Here is a 15,855-nt window from a genome sequence, read left to right as displayed (position 1 = left end):
GTGGCAGCCGCACCCGATCCGTACAGGCACGATCCGTGTAGTAAGCCGCGACGCCGAGGGAGCCTCAGTCCGTGAGTGTGCCGCGCCCGGCAGCCGTGATCGTCCTCGCCGCCGGCGAGGGCACCCGGATGAAATCGAAAACCCCCAAAGTCCTCCACGAGGTCTGCGGCCGAGCGCTCGTCGACCACATGCTCGTCGCCGCGCGCGGCCTGTCGCCCGAGCGGCTGATCGTGGTCATCGGGCATGCGCGCGAGCAGGTCGGCGCCCATCTCGCGACGACCGCCGCGGACGCCCGTACGGTCGTCCAGGACAAGCAGAACGGCACCGGCCACGCCGTGCGCACCGCGCTCGAGGCCGAGGGCCCGATCGACGGCACCGTCCTGGTGACGTACGGCGACACGCCGCTGCTGCGCACCGAGACCCTGGCGGCCCTGCTCGAACGGCACGCCGCCGACGGCAACGCCGTCACGGTGCTGACCGCCGTCGTCCCCGACCCGACCGGCTATGGCCGGATCGTGCGCGCCGAGGACGGCGCGGTGCTGGAGATCGTCGAGGAGAAGGACGCGACGCCCGAGCAGCGCGCGATCGCCGAGATGAACTCGGGCGTGTACGCCTTCGACGGCGCGCTCCTGGCCGACGGCCTGAAGCGGATCGGCGCCGCCAACGCCCAGGGCGAGGAGTACCTGACCGACGTGCTGGCCATCCTCCGCGAGGACGGCCACCGGGTGGGCGCGCACGTGGCCGCCGACCACGCCGAGGTGGAGGGCGTCAACGACCGCGTCCAGCTCGCCTTCGTCCGGCGCGTGCTCAACGACCGCATCCTGCAGGCGCACATGCGCGCCGGGGTGACCGTCGTCGACCCGGCCAGCACGTGGGTCGACGCCGGGGTCGAGATGGAGCCCGACGCCGTGATCCATCCCGGCACCCAGCTCAAGGGCGCCACGAGGATCGCCGCCGGAGCGGAGGTCGGTCCGGGCAGCACGCTGACCGACACGGTCGTCGGCGAGGAGGCCGTCGTGCGCAACACCGTCGCCGACGGCGCGGAGATCGGTCCCGGCGCCGCCGTGGGCCCCTTCGCCTACCTGCGCCCCGGCACCGTGCTCCACGCCAAGGGCAAGATCGGCGCGTTCGTCGAGACCAAGAACGCGCGGATCGGCGAGGGCTCCAAGGTCCCGCACCTGACGTACGTCGGCGACGCGACCATCGGAGTCGGCTCGAACATCGGTGCCGCCTGCGTCTTCGTCAACTACGACGGCGTCTCCAAGCACCACACGGTCGTGGGCGACCACGTGCGCGTGGGCAGCGACAACATGCTCATCGCCCCGGTCACGATCGGCGACGGAGCGTACACGGCCGCCGGATCCGTGATCACGTCCGACGTGCCGCCCGGGGCGATGGCGGTCGCCCGCGGCAAACAGCGCAACGTCGAGGGCTGGGTGACGCGCCGCCGCGCCGGCACCAAGTCGGCGGAGGCGGCCCAGCGGGCGATCGAAGCCCGCGACGCGGCCGCGGCGAACGGCGGGGACCCTGCCGGTGAGTAGGGCCGGCGATTAGGACCACCTGCGGCCCGCCTCCCCGCGGGCCGTACGGGGACAGGTAAGAGTACGAGGCGCGGTCTGACCGCGTAGCGCCGAAGGGCCAGGCCAGGAGGACACCGTGACCGACCACATCGACCGGGCGAAGGGGTTTGCGGGCCCCGGGCGAGACGAGAGCACGGCGTTATGGCCGGCCCGGCCCCAGAACCAGGCCCGGTACGGCGAACAGGCTCGACACGCGAGGAGCGCGGCATGAGCGGCAAGAAGACGACCGGTGAGCGGAACCTGATGTTCTTCTCCGGCCGGTCCCACCCCGAACTGGCCGACGAGGTCGCGAACGCCCTCGGCGTCGAGATCACGCCGACGGCGCTGCGTGACTTCGCCAACGGCGAGATCTACGTGCGATACCTGGAGTCCGTGCGCGGCTGCGACGCCTTCGTCATGCAGAGTCACACCGCGCCGATCAACCAGTGGATCATGGAGCAGTTGATCATGGTGGACGCCCTCAAGCGGGCCTCCGCCAAACGGGTCACCGTGATCATGCCGTTCTACGGCTACAGCCGCCAGGACAAGAAGGGCCGCGGCCGCGAGCCGATCACCGCCAGGCTGATGGCCGACCTGTTCAAGCAGGCGGGCGCCGACCGGATGATGTCCATCGACCTGCACACCTCGCAGATCCAGGGCTTCTTCGACGGTCCGGTGGACCACCTGTTCGCCCTGCCGGTCCTGATCAACTACCTGCGCGGCAAGCTCGACCCGGAGAGCACCACGATCGTCTCTCCCGACACCGGCCGCGTACGGCTGGCCGAGCGCTGGTCCGACAGCCTGGGCACGCCGGTGGCGTTCATCCACAAGCGGCGCGACCTCGACGTGGCCAACCAGGTGAAGGTGCACGAGGTGGTCGGCAAGGTGCGCGGCAGGACCTGTGTGCTGATCGACGACATGATCGACACGGGCGGCTCGATCTGCAAGGCGGCCGACGCGCTGTACGAGCACGGCGCGACCGACGTCGTCGTGGCCGCCACGCACGCCATCTTCTCCGACCCGGCCGTGGACCGGCTGAAGAACTCCCGCATCTCCGAGGTGGTCGTGACCAACACGCTGCCCATCCCGGAGGAGAAGAGGTTCGACAGCCTCACGGTCCTGTCGATCGCCCCGCTGATCGCCCGGGCCATCGAGCAGGTCTTCACCGACGGCTCCGTCACCAGCCTCTTCGAGGGCGACAGCTGACTTCTCGGGCCCCCGGTCCGGCCTGGACGGCCGTCCGGGGGCCCTTCTCTGCAGTCAGTAGAGAGAGTTCATCGCCGCGCGCACCTCCCTGAGCGTCGCGTCGGCGATCGCGGTGGCGCGTTCGTTGCCCTCGCGGAGCACCCCGCGAATGTGGGCGCGGTCCCCGGCCAGCTCGGCGCGCCGCGCCCGGATGGGCGCGAAGTAGTCGTTGATCGCGTCGGTGACGACGGCCTTCAGCGCGGCCGCTCCCCGGCCGCCGATCTCCTCGGCCACCTCGTGCGGGTCCCGGTCGAGGCACAGCGCGGCCAGGAGGACCAGGCTGGAGACCTCGGGCCGGGCCACCGGGTCGTACGTGATGTGGCGGTCCGCGTCGGTCTTGGCGCCGCGGATCATCCGGGCGGTCTCGTCGGCGGTCGCGGCCAGGGCGATGGCGTTGCCCCGGCTCTTGCTCATCTTGCCTCCGTCGGTGCCGAGCAGCAGCGGGGCCGCGGACAGCAGAGCCTCGGGCTCGGGGAACACGGGGTTCGACGGGGTGCCGTAGCGGTTGTTGAAGCGGCGCGCGACGGTGCGGGCGACCTCGAGATGGGGCAGCTGGTCCTGACCGACAGGCACGAGGCCGGCCTTGCAGAACAGGATGTCGGCGGCCTGGTGGACCGGATAGGTAAACATCAGCCCGCTGACCGCCGACTGACTCGAGTGGGCGATCTCGTCCTTGACCGTGGGGTTGCGGCCCAGCTCGGAGACCGAGACCAGGCTGAGGAACGGCAGGAGCAACTGGTTGAGCGCGGGAATCGCGCTGTGCGTGAAGATCGTGGCCCGGTCGGGGTCGATGCCGGCGGCCAGGTAGTCGAGCACCAGGTCCTCCACGTGCTCCGTGAGCCGGTCGGCCACGTCGCGGTCGGTCAGGACCTGGTAGTCCGCGACGAGCACCATCATGTCCACGCCCAGGTCCTGCAGGCGGACGCGGTTGTGCAGGGTGCCGAAGTAGTGCCCCAGGTGCAGCCGGCCGGTCGGGCGGTCCCCGGTCAGCGCGCGGAACCTTCCCGGCTGCTCCCGGATCGATCTCTCCAGTTCGGCGCTGCGCCGTCGCGCGGCGGGCACGCCGAGGTCGTCGGACGTAGTGGTGTCGAGGGTCGTGCTCATGTGGTCTCTCCCTTGGCAGGTGGTCCGCCGTTCCGACGGCGACCCCTCGTCAAGGGAGCACGAAAAAGGGCCGTCCATCCGAACGGCCCGGTCGTACGCGTGTGAGATGGCCGCTCCTACGTGGAGCGCCACCAGCCCTGACACAGCGTACGAATCACGCGGCCAGTGTAACGGCCACCGAGGGACTGCGGGCAAGACGGTAGAGTGGTGGGGTTGCGCTCGTAACGCCTTCCGCTAGGGCGGGTGAGGGTGAGCGCGTCAATCCACCGGTCGAGTCATCCCTAGGAGATGTGCCGTGTCCGAAGTACGTATCGCCGCCGAGCTTCGCAACGAGTTCGGCAAGGGCGCCGCCCGCAAGATCCGCCGGGCGAACAAGGTCCCCGCCGTCCTGTACGGCCACGGCACCGAGCCCAAGCACCTGACCCTCCCCGGCCACGAACTGCTGCTCGCGCTGCGCACGCCGAACGTGCTTATCCGCCTGCAGGGCGAGGGCGTGGACGAGATCGCGCTGCCCAAGGGCGTCCAGCGCGACCCGATCAAGGGCTTCCTCGAGCACGTCGACCTGCTGCTGGTCAAGCGCGGCGAGAAGGTCACCGTCGAGATCCCGGTCACCGTCACCGGCGACACGATCGGCAGCTCCATCGTCGAGCAGCAGCTCGTCACGATCTCGGTCGAGACCGAGGCGACCCACATTCCGACCGGCGTCGAGGTGGACGTGGACGGCAAGGACGCCGGCTTCGCGGTGCACGCGAGCGACCTGAAGCTGCCGAACGGCACCACGCTCGCCGGCGACCCCGAGGCCCTGGTGCTGCAGGTGATCGGCGCGCCCGCCGCCGAGCTGCCCGAGGAGGGCGAGGCCGCCGAGGGCGAGAGCGCCGAGGCCGCCGAGTAGGACTTCGTTCGTGAGAGAGTCCTCCACAGGGTGTCCTGTGGAGGACTCTTCCATGTGGGACAGACAGCGGAGGAGACAGCGATGTCCGACACGTCCGCGCAGCGGTGGCTGGTGGCGGGCCTGGGCAACCCCGGGCCGGAGTACGCCGGGAACCGGCACAACGCGGGCTTCATGGTGCTCGACGAGCTGGCGGCCCGGGTGGGCGGGCGGTTCAAGGCACACAAATCACGGGCCGAGGTGGTCGAGGGCCGCCTGGCCGGGCTCCCGGTCGTACTGGCCAAGCCGCTGTCGTTCATGAACCTGTCGGGCGGCCCGGTGAAGGCGCTGGCCGACTTCTACAAGGTCACCCCCGACCGGGTGATCGTGGTCCACGACGAGCTGGACATCCCGTACGGCGCGTTGCGCGCCAAGACCGGCGGCGGGGACAACGGCCACAACGGCCTGAAGTCGATCACGAAGTCGCTCGGCACGCGTGACTACCCGCGGATCAGGTTCGGCATCGGCCGCCCGCCGGGCCGCATGGACCCGGCGACGTTCGTGCTGCGCGACTTCGCCACGGCCGAGCGCAAGGACCTGCCGTTCCTCGTGGACCGGGCGGCCGACATGGTGGAGTCGCTGATGACCGCCGGTCTGGAGGCCACGCAGAACCGCTTCCACGCCGCCGACCTCAATCCGGCGAAGCCGCCCCGCTGACGTCGCTCGCGTCGCGTTCGCGAGTGGCGCCCGGCCAGAGCATGAGGTTCTGCAGCAACTCCGCCTGCTCGACGGCGTCGTCGAGCGCGTTGTGGGTGTGCGGGCGCCGCGACCGAACCTCGCGCGGCATCTGACGTTTGGTCGCCCAGGCCACCGGCACCACGGCCTTGGCGGCGTACAGCGTCTTGATGTCGATGCACCGGGAGTGGCCGAAGGGCGACTGACCGGTGAAGCGGAGGAAGTACCAGTACATCCACATCCAGTCGTACGACAGCGGGAAGGCCGCGAGCACCGGCAGGTCGTCGCCGCACACCTCGCGCACCCAGGCCGCCGCCGCCGTCATCGCCTCGGCCGGGTCGCGTCCCTCACGCAGCAGCGTCGCCCGGTCGAGGCCGCTCACCGCCAGCGCCTCCGGCACGTAGTCGTCGCTGATCGGACGTAACTCCGCGTAGAACGTCAGGGACTCCGGGTCGGTCCGCTCGAACCGCCGCCCGGTCATCCGGCCGGCCACGGTCATGCCGAAGCTGACCATCGAGTACGGTCCCGGAATCGGGCCGTCCGCCTCTACATCAACCGATATGTACGTTTCGGCTTTCAATAATCTCCAGCCAGGAATCCCGGCCGTTCACGGCCGGGAGGAATGGCTTCCCTCCTCTGCGCCCGGACGCTAGTCGGGACGTTTCCGGTTGGCAATGTACTCCGCACGCACCAGCCCAGGTGCGGGCAGGGAGCCGCAGCCCTGCCCGCACCGCATGTCAGGCCGTCACTCGGCACGGATGTTGTCGATGTAGAAGGTGCCGGGATTCATCGTCCTCGCGGCCGTGACGGCCGTGTCGTCGTCGGCGACCGGATCGATGAGTTCCGGTGCGCGGCGGTTCATCAGCATGCCGGCGTTTGTGATCGTCCGGCAGACCGGGCCGGGGCAGTCGACGGTGTAGCCGTCGAGGTCGGGGAGGGTCTGGCCGGAGATCTCCTCGTTGATCTGCCAGAAGGCGAAGCCCGCGCCGCCGCCGGTTCTGAACGCGTCCGTCCAGTCCCGGTACACGGGGTTGCGCACGGCCTTGTTCGGCAGGCCGAACGCGCTGAGCACCACCGGCTTGCCGATTTCGCGGCCGTCGGCGAGGTGCTGGGTGATCCAGCTCGTACCCCAGGCGGCGTCTTTGCCCCACTTGTCCGCGAAGAGCTGCGGGGACATCAGGTCGATCTCCGGCAGCCTCGCCAGGGCGAGGGTGTCCACGCCCTGACTGCAGTTGTTCGTCCAGTCCGGGCCGCCAGGGTCGGTGCAATAGAAGCCCTCGTCACCCACGCTCAGCAGATGATTGCCATCCACCGACTTGACGTACTGGGACATCTCGTCCGCCCAGGCCGTGATGGTCGCCGCGGTGCACCCCGATGAGGTGGGGTAGGAATCGTCGCCTCCCTTACACCGGGGTGCGTTGGCAAGTTCCCAGGCCATGATCGTGGGGTCGTCCTTGTAGGCGACGCCGGTCAGCGTGTTGACCCGGTTGAGCAGATGGGTGATCCAGTCCTTGTACCAGCCCTTGATCACCGGGTTCGTGTAGAAGTCGTCGTGGTACTGCCCGCCGGCCCAGCGGACGTACTGGTCCATGCCGCCGTTGCCGCGCCAGTTGGTGACGAGCGGGATGATCAGCCTGATCCCGGATGCCGCGGCCCTCGCGAGCACGTAGTCGAGCTGCCGGAGGCCGTCTTCTCCGTCGTTGTAAGCGGGTTTGGTCCCGTCCCAGTACTGGAAGTAATCGTGGGAGGTGCCGTCATTCTCACCGATCTCCTTCGAACGGTGACGCGAATCACCCTCAGGCCGTTCAACTGCGCCCGGTCGTAGACGCCGTTCACGACCTCGCGGTCCATGGAACCGCTGTCGTTGGCCCCACCTGGGCGTGCGGCAGGCGGCGACCCGACGGGCCCTCGGGCCGGGCAGCGAGTCACACTGCCGGGAAGCTGATTGAAATCTCCCTGAGATGTCGGTGCGGGCGGCTAGCATTCCAGCACGGTCGGTAGTCGGAGAATCGCAGGGGGCGACAGTGCTGGACGGCGACACGTCCTCGGTCGCTGTGGGCACCTCCCGGGACTCGCCCGCCCATCCGATGCCGCGACCGCCCGCGTGGGCCGTCCGGTATCGGCTCGTCGCGGCCCTCTGCGACATCGTGAGCGCCCTTCTCGCGGGGGTCACCGCCGTGGTGATCCGGTTCGGCGAGGTCACTCCGTACGTGATGCCGTATGTGATGGCGAGCGCCGCGCTGCCCGCCGTCTGGGCGGTGACCCTGGTCCTGAGCCGGGCGTACGAGCCGCGCCTGATCGGCGTGGGGGCCGAGGAGTTCCGCCGGGTCGCGCGGGGCGGCTTCACGGTGATCGCGGGTGTCGCGATCGCGGCGTACGCGTCGAAGACCGAGATCGCCCGCGGCTACGTGCTGATCGCGCTGCCGCTCGCCACCGTGCTCACCCTCGGGGCCAGGTATGGCCTGCGGCAGCGGCTGCACCGCAGGCGGGCCAGGGGCGAGGGCTGCATGCGCAGGGTCGTGGCGGTGGGCCACCGGGCGGCGATCGCCGAGCTGGTCGGCACCTTCCGCAGGGAGCGCTACCACGGGATGGAGGTGGTGGCCGCCTGCGTGCCCGCCCGCGCCGCGGGCCGGGTGGTGGACGTGCCGGTGCTCGGCGACTTCACCGACGTGCCGCTGGTGGTCGAGCAGGTCCGGGCGGACACGGTGGCGGTGCTCGCCTGCCCCGAGCTCGACGGCACGGCGCTGCGCAGGCTGGCCTGGCGGCTGGAGCGGACGCGCACCGACCTGGTGGTGGCGCCCGCGCTGATGGAGGTGGCCGGCCCGCGGATCGCGATCAGACCCGTCGCCGGGCTCCCGCTGCTGCACGTGGAGCATCCCGAGCTGGCGGGAGGGCGCCGGCTGGTCAAGGACGTGTTCGACCGGCTGGTCGCCGCTGCGGCGCTGGTCGTGCTGGCCCCGCTGCTGGCCGCCGTCGCCGTGGCCGTACGGGCGACCAGTCCGGGGCCCGCCCTGTTCCGCCAGCGGCGGGTCGGCAGGGACGGCGTGGAGTTCACGATCCTCAAGTTCCGCACGATGCGGCGGGACGCGGAGGCCCGCAAGATCGAGCTGGTCAGCGACGCCGACGGCGTGCTGTTCAAGGTGCGCAGGGATCCGCGGGTGACCCCGCTCGGCGCCGCGCTGCGGCGTTACTCGCTCGACGAGCTGCCGCAGCTCATCAACGTGCTGCGGGGCGACATGTCGCTCGTCGGGCCGCGCCCGCCGCTGCCGGAGGAGGTCGCACGGTATGGCGACGACGTGCGCCGCAGGCTCGTGGTCCGGCCCGGGTTGACCGGGCTCTGGCAGGTCAACGGCCGGTCTGACCTCTCCTGGGAGGAATCGGTACGGTTGGACCTGCGTTATGTCGAGAACTGGTCTCTCATGCTGGATCTGCAGATCTTATGGAAGACGTGGTCTGCGGTCGCACGCGGGGCGGGAGCGTACTGAGAATGAGGATGCGGGACGACCATTCCCTCGCCGGGGAGCTGGCGACGGAGGCGGGGGAGCGGCTCCTGGAGCTGCGCGCCCGTCTCGGCTTCGAGGACGGCCGGGCGTTGAAGGACGCGGGGGACCGCGCGTCCCACGAGTTCCTCATGGACGCCCTGAGTCGGCTGCGTCCGGACGACGCCGTGCTGTCGGAGGAGGCGACCCGCGAGGAGCGGATGGATCCCCGGCGGCTGTCGGCCGAGCGCGTGTGGATCGTCGACCCGCTCGACGGCACCCGCGAGTTCTCCGAGCAGGGCCGCGCCGACTGGGCCGTCCACGTGGCCCTGTGGGAACGCGGTTCCCTCACCGCCGGAGCGGTCGCCCTGCCCGCCCAGGGTCGTACGCTCACGACGGCGGCGCCGCCCGAGCTGCCGGAGAAGGTGCGCGAGCCGTTCCGCATCGCGGTCAGCCGCACCCGGCCGCCCGAGTTCGTCCGTGAGCTGGCCGCCCGCCTCGGCGGGGAACTCGTCCCCATCGGCTCGGCCGGTGCCAAGATCGCCGCGGTCCTCACCGGAGAGGTCGAGGCGTACGTGCACGCCGGGGGCCAGTACGAGTGGGACTCGGCCGCGCCGGTCGCGGTGGCGGTCGCGGCGGGTGCCCACGCGAGCAGGATCGACGGCTCACCCCTGACCTACAACCAGGGGGACCCTTCGCTGCCGGATATCCTGGTCTCCCTACCGGATCTGGCGCCAACGTTGCTCGCCGGAATCCGTGACCTGCATCGCCAGACTCCGTGAAGGAAGTCCCCATGCTTCAGCGTGACTACACCACGTCGCAGCTCGACGTGCTCGAGGCCGAGGCGATCCACATCATGCGTGAGGTCGCGGCCGAGTTCGAGCGCCCCTGTCTGCTCTTCTCCGGCGGCAAGGACTCCATCGTCATGCTGCGGGTCGCCGAGAAGGCCTTCTGGCCGGCGCCGATCCCCTTCCCCCTGATGCACGTCGACACCGGGCACAACTTCCCCGAGGTCATCGAGTTCCGCGACCGGCGGGTCGCCGAGCTGGGCGCGCGGCTGGTGGTCGCGTCGGTCCAGGCGTCCATCGACGCCGGGCGGGTGGTCGAGCAGACCGGACGGCGGGCCTCCCGCAACCGGCTGCAGACCACGACGCTGCTGGACGCCATCGAGGAGCACGAGTTCGACGCGGTGTTCGGCGGGGCCCGGCGCGACGAGGAGAAGGCCCGGGCCAAGGAGCGGGTGTTCTCCTTCCGCGACGAGTTCGGCCAGTGGGACCCGAAGAACCAGCGTCCCGAGCTGTGGAACCTCTACAACACCAAGATCAGCAGGGGTGAGCACATCCGCGTGTTCCCGCTGTCGAACTGGACCGAGCTGGACGTGTGGCACTACATCCGGCGGGAGGGCATCGAGATCCCGTCGATCTACTTCGCCCACTCGCGCCGGGTCTTCGAGCGGGACGGCATGCTGCTGGCCGACGCCGAGGTGGTCCAGCGGGGCGACGACGAGCCGGCGTTCGACGCGGTCGTCCGCTACCGCACGGTCGGCGACATGACCTGCACCGGCGCCGTCGCCTCCACCGCCACCACGGTCGAGCAGATCATCGAGGAGATCGCCGTGACCCGGATCACCGAGCGCGGCGCCACCCGCGCCGACGACCGGGCCTCAGAGGCCGCCATGGAAGATCGCAAGAAGGAAGGCTACTTCTGATGGACATCCTTCGTTTCGCGACGGCGGGCAGCGTCGACGACGGCAAGTCGACGCTGATCGGGCGGCTGCTGTTCGACTCCAAGGCGATCTTCGAGGACCAGCTCGAGGCGGTCGAGCGCACCTCCCGCGACCGGGGCACGGAGTACACCGACCTGTCGTTGCTCACCGACGGCCTGCGGGCAGAGCGCGAGCAGGGCATCACGATCGACGTGGCCTACCGCTACTTCGCCACGCCCAAGCGGAAGTTCATCATCGCCGACACCCCCGGGCACATCCAGTACACCCGAAACATGGTCACCGGCGCCTCCACCGCCGACCTGGCGATCATCCTGATCGACGCGCGCAAGGGCGTGCTGGAGCAGTCGCGGCGGCACGCCTTCCTGACCACGCTGCTGCGGGTGCCGCACCTGGTGCTGGCGGTCAACAAGATGGACCTCGTCGACTACTCCGAGGCCCGGTTCGAGGAGATCCGCGAGGAGTTCACGTCGTTCGCCAGCAAGCTGAACGCGACCGACCTCACGTTCATCCCGATCTCGGCGCTGCACGGCGACAACGTGGTCTCCCGCTCGGAGAACATGCCGTGGTATGAGGGCTCCTCGCTGCTGCACCACCTGGAGAACGTGCACATCGCCTCCGACCGCAACCTGGTCGACGTGCGTTTCCCCGTGCAGTACGTCATCCGCCCGCACAGTGCGACCAGCCAGGAGCTGCACGACTACCGCGGATACGCCGGGCAGGTCGCGGGCGGCGTGCTCAAGCCGGGCGACGAGGTGCTGCACCTGCCCTCCGGCCTGACCACGACGATCACCGCGATCGACACCTTCGACGGCCCGGTGGAGGAGGCGTTCGCGCCGATGTCGGTCACGCTGCGCCTGGGCGACGACATCGACATCTCCCGGGGCGACATGATCTGCCGGCCGAACAACCAGCCGCAGACCGCCCAGGAGATCGACGCGATGATCTGCTGGATGGCCGACGGCCTGAAGCTCCAGCCGCGCTCCAAGCTGATCATCAAGCACACCACGCGTACGGCCCGGGCGCTCGTGCGGGACCTGCACTACCGGCTCGACGTCAACAGCCTGCATCGGGACGAGTCGGCCACCGCCCTCGGCCTGAACGAGATCGGCCGGGTGTCGCTGCGGACGACCCAGCCGTTGTTCGTGGACGACTACGCCCGTAACCGCCTCACCGGCGGCTTCATCCTGATCGACGAGGCCACCAACGGCACCGTCGGCGCCGGGATGATCGTCGACGCGCGCTGACCGGCGCATGCCGAAGGACCTGAGAGGTCCGGGCGGCCCGCGGGGCGAGGCACGGGACAGTGATCTGCGCTGCCCGTGCCCGCCCTTAGGGGCCCGAGTGAATACCGCCTGGCAGGACGTCTGACCAAGGTCGGGCTTCCGCCAGGCCACGTCGCTCTACGGGCTGGTGAGGACATCCAGCGGCAGGCCGGGGTCGGCCAGCGCTTGGGGCGTGACGGGTGTTCCGGTGCGAATCAACGTCTTGATCGGCTCGACCACGTCCCAGACGTTGACATTCATGCCGGCCAGGACGCGATCGCCTCTGAGCCAGAAGGCGATGAACTCCCGTGCCGCGACGTCGCCCCGGAAGACGACCTGGTCGTAGCCGCCGGGCTCGACGTGGCCGACGTACTCCATGCCGAGGTCGTACTGGTCGGTGTAGAAGTAGGGCAACTCCTCGTAGACCGCGTCCCGGCCCAGCATGGCGGCGGCGGCGACCGCGGGCTGTTTGAGCGCGTTGGCCCAGTGCTCGACCCGTACGTGCGTGCCCAGCAGAGGGTGGTAGGCATTGGCGACGTCCCCTGCGGCGACGATGTCCGGGTCGCCGGTCCGCAGGGTCGCGTCCACCACGATGCCGTCGTCCACGTGCAGCCCTGCCTGCAGGGCGAGCCGTACCTCGGGTTCGGCGCCGACGCCGACGAGGACGGCGTCGGCGGTGATCTCGCCGCCGTCGCCCAGACGTACGCCTGAGGGCGTGATCTCGCTGACGGCGGCCCCGAGCCGGAGGTCGACACCGTGGTCACGGTGCAGGTCGGCGAAGACCCGGGCGGCCTCGGGCCCGAGCACGCGCAGCAGGGGCAGCCGCGCCGCCTCCAGCACCGTTACCTTGACGCCGGCCTGCCGGGCGGCGGCGGTGACCTCCAGCCCGATCCAGCCCGCTCCGATCACCGCCAGCCGGGACACGCTCCCGAGGACGTCCTTGAGCGACTCGCAGTCCTCGATCCGGCGCAGGTAGCGCACGTGGGGTGCGTCTGCGCCGGGGATCGGCGGCCTTCGCGGGCGGGCGCCGGTGGTCAGCAGCAATTTGTCGTATTCGATCCCGCTGCCGTCGGCCAGTTCGACGCGGTGAGCGCCGCGGTCGAGGCCGATCGCGGCCACGCCGAGCCGCAGCTCGACGTCGTGGTCGACGTACCAGCCCTCCTGGTGGACGAAGACGCCGGACCGGTCGGTCTTGCCCGTCAGGTAGCCCTTCGACAGCGGGGGCCGCTCATAGGGGCGGTGCGGCTCGGCGCCGATCAGCGTGATCCGCCCGTCGAATCCCTGCTCGCGCAGGGCTTCGGCGGCTTTGGCGCCGGCCAGACCGGCTCCGACGATCACGAACCTCTGCTGTGTCACGGCGATGGTCTCCTTGTTCAGCGGCGGGTGCCGGTGAGGGCGAAGAACTCCTGACGGGATCGGGCGTCCTCCCGCAGGACGCCCAGCAGCGTCGAGGTGACGGTGGTCGAGCCGACGGCCCGTACTCCCCGCAGGGTCATGCAGGTGTGCTCGGCCTCGATCACGACGCCGACCCCCGCGGGTCGCAACCGGTCGGCGATCCAGTCGGCCACCTGTTTGGTGAGCCGTTCCTGCACCTGCGGCCGGCGGGCGAAGTGCTCGACGACGCGGGCGAGCTTGGACAGTCCGAGGATGCGGTCGCCGGGGAGGTAGCCGACATGGGCGACTCCGGAGAAGGGCAGCAGGTGATGCTCGCAGACCGAGCGGACCGGGATCGCCCGGGCCAGCACGAGCTCGTCGTAGCCCTCCTCGTTGGGGAAGGTGGTCAGATCGAACGGGCGTGGCGTGAACAGCTCGGCATACGCCCGGGCCATCCGCCCCGGAGTCTCCCGCAGGCTCTCGGAGTCCGTCGAGATGCCCAGCGCCGCCAGGAACTCGCCGGCCGCCCGCTCTGCCGCGCCCAGGTCCACACCGTCGCGCGGCTCGTCGATCACCCGCAGGGCGCTACCGGAACGCATCTCAGCCGCCGCTCGTGCCGAGCGCGGCCAGCAGCACCAGCACCACGGTGGCCACCGCCAGCAGACCGTGTCCGGCCACGATCGCGACCGGGAAGTGCCGCTCGGGCGGTCCCGCCGTGCCGGTGGCGCCGGGCCCGCCGGCCACCGCCGTACGGGCGCGGTAGGCGGGGATCCACCGGGCGAACATCGCGAAGCCCAGCAGCGCGACCGGGACCAGCAGGACCAGCGCGACCCACGCCAGAGCGGCGGTGCCGGCGAACAGGAACACGATCCACACGACCAACCCGGCGGCGGCCAGCGCGAAGTGACCGAAGATCAGACCTGGTGAGAAACGGCTGGTACGCCTGCCGCCTCTGGCGATCCAGACACCCAGCATCACGAAGCCGCCCACCGCGGTGAGCAACCATGTGACCAGTGCCGCGATACCCATGATGAGTTCTCCTCCTGCGATGGTGGGATGAGGGTCAGCGCCGGAAACCGGCGGCCTGGGTGGCCTCGTCGGCCACCCGCACGCCATAGCGGTAGGCGAGCTTGCCGCCCAGGTAACCGGAGACCACGAGCAGCGCCAGGCTGCTCGCCGAGAGCAGCAGCGGGCCGAGCGCGACCGCGCCCGCCGCCGTGCTCGCCCCTGTGCCGGCCTGGCGCCACAGGAAGCCGGCGGCGTACGCGGCGGTGATCACGAGGTTCAACCCCATGTGGAGCAGACCCGTGCGGAACGCCGGGGTGCCCGCCGGGATGGCGAAAAAGTCGAGGAACCCGGCCATCGCCGCGGCCAGCGCGCCGAGCACGCCGATGGCGATCAGCCACTTCGAGCCCTCGGCCAGGAAACCCGGACCGGGAGCGAACCGGGACGCCAGGTCGAAGACCATGCTCGCGACCCAGGCTCCGATGGGCACCGCGACCAGCATCGGGTGGAACGGATGGCCGTACGGCCCGGCCAGCGCCGCGCTCACCGGTCGTTTCGCCTCGTGCAGTTCACCGGTCATCGGGACCTCCGCGTGCGACGTATTACGCCAATGATTGTTGGTCTTATTCGGCCTGACGGTCAAGGTGTTCGCGTACATCGAAGGGGCCATGGTTTTCGACCGCAGAGGCGGGCGTTATCGTGGCAGGGTGACGACGGATCCCGCGATCAGTGCGGTGGCCGCGCTGGACGACGAGCTGCGGCAGGGCATGTACGCCTACATCCGCAGGGAGCGTCGCCCGGTGACCCGGGACGAGGCCGCCGCCTCGGTCGGGATCTCCCGCAAGCTGGCCGCCTTCCATCTGGACAAACTTGTCGACGCCGGCCTGCTGCGCGCCCGCTACGAGGCGGTCGGCGGCATCCGCAAGGTCGGCCGCACCCCGAAGGTCTACGAACCCACCGAGACCGACATCCGCGTCACGATCCCCGAACGCCGGCACGAGGTGCTGGCCGACATCCTCATGGACGCCGTTCTCGCGGAGAGCGAGGGGGAAAGCGCCCGCCAGGCGGCGGTCCGGGTGGCCTGCCGGCGCGGCGAAGAGATCGGCGCCGCGGAACGCGCCCGGGCCAAGCCCGGACGGCTCGGCGCCGAACGCGCTCTCACTCTGCTCGAAGGCCTGCTCGCGCGGCACGGCTTCGAGCCCGGCCGCGAGTCTCCCACCTGTGTACGGCTGCGCAACTGCCCGTTTCATCCACTGGCGGCGCGAGCCCCCGAACTGGTCTGCGGGGTCAACCACGCCTTCCTCGAGGGCATGCTCACCGGCCTGGAAGCCACCAGGGTGCGGGCCGTCCTGGTGCCCCGGCCGGGAGAGTGCTGTGTCGAACTGCGCTCCTCCTGAGAGGGCTTTCCGGCGAAAGCGTGCCCTCTCGCGGCATCGTCGGCTTCACCCGTCTCCGGCCGTCCCGTTCCGCTGCAGGCGGCGGGCTCGTAGATCCTTTG

Annotated in this window: 16 protein-coding genes; 9 read left to right on the top strand and 7 right to left on the bottom strand. The window is 70.3% G+C overall.

What is annotated here, in order from left to right; all coding sequences use genetic code 11:
* The first annotated feature begins 71 nt into the window (after positions 1 to 71).
* Both glmU and IL992_RS20780 read left to right on the top strand, forming a co-directional pair.
* Entirely contained in the window at positions 72 to 1,541 is a 1,470-nt protein-coding gene (gene glmU / locus IL992_RS20785) for a bifunctional UDP-N-acetylglucosamine diphosphorylase/glucosamine-1-phosphate N-acetyltransferase GlmU (RefSeq protein WP_193205008.1), read from the top strand.
* 246 nt (positions 1,542 to 1,787) lie between these two features.
* The gene (locus IL992_RS20780) at positions 1,788 to 2,765 is read left to right on the top strand and encodes a ribose-phosphate diphosphokinase (protein WP_193205007.1); all 978 of its coding nucleotides are present in this window, start codon (positions 1,788 to 1,790) and stop codon (positions 2,763 to 2,765) included.
* Positions 2,766 to 2,819: 54 nt separating this feature from the next.
* Here the strand turns inward: IL992_RS20780 and trpS are convergent, their stop codons facing one another.
* Positions 2,820 to 3,908, bottom strand: coding sequence for a tryptophan--tRNA ligase (trpS, locus tag IL992_RS20775; protein WP_193205006.1), 1,089 nt, complete (start codon positions 3,906 to 3,908; stop codon positions 2,820 to 2,822).
* Between the two features lie 295 nt (positions 3,909 to 4,203).
* Here trpS and IL992_RS20770 point away from each other — a divergent pair, with 295 nt between their 5' ends.
* A complete protein-coding gene (locus tag IL992_RS20770) occupies positions 4,204 to 4,800 on the top strand; it encodes a 50S ribosomal protein L25/general stress protein Ctc (RefSeq protein WP_193205005.1) in 597 nt (198 codons plus the stop codon).
* 81 nt (positions 4,801 to 4,881) lie between these two features.
* Positions 4,882 to 5,493: an aminoacyl-tRNA hydrolase gene (pth, locus tag IL992_RS20765; protein WP_193205004.1), complete on the top strand. Its 612-nt coding sequence runs from the start codon at positions 4,882 to 4,884 to the stop codon at positions 5,491 to 5,493.
* On the opposite strand, the gene IL992_RS20760 is transcribed toward pth, so the two are convergent.
* Both IL992_RS20760 and IL992_RS20755 read right to left on the bottom strand, forming a co-directional pair.
* Positions 5,468 to 6,025 (bottom strand): exonuclease, encoded by a 558-nt coding sequence (locus IL992_RS20760; protein ID WP_226873418.1) that lies wholly within the window; start codon positions 6,023 to 6,025, stop codon positions 5,468 to 5,470. The genes pth and IL992_RS20760 overlap by 26 nt on opposite strands.
* Before the next feature lie 231 nt (positions 6,026 to 6,256).
* On the bottom strand, positions 6,257 to 7,495 hold the full coding sequence (locus tag IL992_RS20755; RefSeq protein ID WP_193205003.1) for a glycoside hydrolase 5 family protein: 1,239 nt from the start codon (positions 7,493 to 7,495) through the stop codon (positions 6,257 to 6,259).
* Between the two features lie 103 nt (positions 7,496 to 7,598).
* On the opposite strand from IL992_RS20755, the gene IL992_RS20750 reads away from it, so the two are divergent.
* From IL992_RS20750 to cysN, 4 genes are read left to right on the top strand one after another with little or no spacing between them, the layout of a single operon-like run.
* Positions 7,599 to 8,996, top strand: a complete 1,398-nt coding sequence (locus tag IL992_RS20750; RefSeq protein ID WP_193205050.1) for a sugar transferase — start codon at positions 7,599 to 7,601, stop codon at positions 8,994 to 8,996.
* A 2-nt stretch (positions 8,997 to 8,998) separates the two neighbouring features.
* The gene (locus tag IL992_RS20745; RefSeq protein WP_319018698.1) at positions 8,999 to 9,772 is read left to right on the top strand and encodes a 3'(2'),5'-bisphosphate nucleotidase CysQ; all 774 of its coding nucleotides are present in this window, start codon (positions 8,999 to 9,001) and stop codon (positions 9,770 to 9,772) included.
* Positions 9,773 to 9,783: 11 nt separating this feature from the next.
* On the top strand, positions 9,784 to 10,698 hold the full coding sequence (cysD, locus tag IL992_RS20740; protein ID WP_079320299.1) for a sulfate adenylyltransferase subunit CysD: 915 nt from the start codon (positions 9,784 to 9,786) through the stop codon (positions 10,696 to 10,698).
* The gene (cysN, locus tag IL992_RS20735) at positions 10,698 to 11,960 is read left to right on the top strand and encodes a sulfate adenylyltransferase subunit CysN (protein ID WP_193205002.1); all 1,263 of its coding nucleotides are present in this window, start codon (positions 10,698 to 10,700) and stop codon (positions 11,958 to 11,960) included. Before cysD ends, cysN begins: the two co-directional genes overlap by 1 nt.
* Before the next feature lie 156 nt (positions 11,961 to 12,116).
* Here the strand turns inward: cysN and IL992_RS20730 are convergent, their stop codons facing one another.
* The 4 genes from IL992_RS20730 to IL992_RS20715 are packed head-to-tail and all read right to left on the bottom strand — an operon-like array spanning position 12,117 to position 14,937.
* On the bottom strand, positions 12,117 to 13,334 hold the full coding sequence (locus IL992_RS20730; protein WP_319018697.1) for an NAD(P)/FAD-dependent oxidoreductase: 1,218 nt from the start codon (positions 13,332 to 13,334) through the stop codon (positions 12,117 to 12,119).
* A gap of 17 nt (positions 13,335 to 13,351) precedes the next feature.
* Positions 13,352 to 13,951 (bottom strand): GTP cyclohydrolase I FolE, encoded by a 600-nt coding sequence (folE, locus tag IL992_RS20725; RefSeq protein WP_193205001.1) that lies wholly within the window; start codon positions 13,949 to 13,951, stop codon positions 13,352 to 13,354.
* Position 13,952: 1 nt separating this feature from the next.
* Complete coding sequence (locus IL992_RS20720) at positions 13,953 to 14,381, bottom strand: hypothetical protein (RefSeq protein WP_193205000.1); 429 nt, start codon at positions 14,379 to 14,381, stop codon at positions 13,953 to 13,955.
* A gap of 34 nt (positions 14,382 to 14,415) precedes the next feature.
* Positions 14,416 to 14,937 (bottom strand): DUF2231 domain-containing protein, encoded by a 522-nt coding sequence (locus IL992_RS20715; RefSeq protein ID WP_193204999.1) that lies wholly within the window; start codon positions 14,935 to 14,937, stop codon positions 14,416 to 14,418.
* Between the two features lie 127 nt (positions 14,938 to 15,064).
* On the opposite strand from IL992_RS20715, the gene IL992_RS20710 reads away from it, so the two are divergent.
* Complete coding sequence (locus tag IL992_RS20710) at positions 15,065 to 15,754, top strand: helix-turn-helix transcriptional regulator (protein ID WP_226873417.1); 690 nt, start codon at positions 15,065 to 15,067, stop codon at positions 15,752 to 15,754.
* Positions 15,755 to 15,855 lie beyond the last annotated feature (101 nt).

The sequence above is a fragment of the Microbispora sitophila genome, assembly GCF_014892245.1.
GTDB lineage: Bacteria > Actinomycetota > Actinomycetes > Streptosporangiales > Streptosporangiaceae > Microbispora > Microbispora siamensis.
Note: the sequence above shows the minus strand (reverse complement) of the source record. Positions and strands in the feature narration are given on the sequence as shown.

Excerpts from the sequence above, each read along its gene's own strand:
- IL992_RS20780 (WP_193205007.1), top strand. The coding sequence starts at position 1,788 with ATGAGCGGCAAGAAGACGACCGGTGAGCGGAACCTGATGTTCTTCTCC.
- trpS (WP_193205006.1), bottom strand. The coding sequence starts at position 3,908 with ATGAGCACGACCCTCGACACCACTACGTCCGACGACCTCGGCGTGCCC.
- pth (WP_193205004.1), top strand. The coding sequence starts at position 4,882 with ATGTCCGACACGTCCGCGCAGCGGTGGCTGGTGGCGGGCCTGGGCAAC.
- IL992_RS20760 (WP_226873418.1), bottom strand. The coding sequence starts at position 6,025 with ATGGTCAGCTTCGGCATGACCGTGGCCGGCCGGATGACCGGGCGGCGG.
- IL992_RS20755 (WP_193205003.1), bottom strand. The coding sequence starts at position 7,495 with ATGCTAGCCGCCCGCACCGACATCTCAGGGAGATTTCAATCAGCTTCC.
- IL992_RS20750 (WP_193205050.1), top strand. The coding sequence starts at position 7,599 with ATGCCGCGACCGCCCGCGTGGGCCGTCCGGTATCGGCTCGTCGCGGCC.
- IL992_RS20745 (WP_319018698.1), top strand. The coding sequence starts at position 8,999 with ATGAGGATGCGGGACGACCATTCCCTCGCCGGGGAGCTGGCGACGGAG.
- cysD (WP_079320299.1), top strand. The coding sequence starts at position 9,784 with ATGCTTCAGCGTGACTACACCACGTCGCAGCTCGACGTGCTCGAGGCC.
- cysN (WP_193205002.1), top strand. The coding sequence starts at position 10,698 with ATGGACATCCTTCGTTTCGCGACGGCGGGCAGCGTCGACGACGGCAAG.
- folE (WP_193205001.1), bottom strand. The coding sequence starts at position 13,951 with ATGCGTTCCGGTAGCGCCCTGCGGGTGATCGACGAGCCGCGCGACGGT.
- IL992_RS20720 (WP_193205000.1), bottom strand. The coding sequence starts at position 14,381 with ATGGGTATCGCGGCACTGGTCACATGGTTGCTCACCGCGGTGGGCGGC.
- IL992_RS20715 (WP_193204999.1), bottom strand. The coding sequence starts at position 14,937 with ATGACCGGTGAACTGCACGAGGCGAAACGACCGGTGAGCGCGGCGCTG.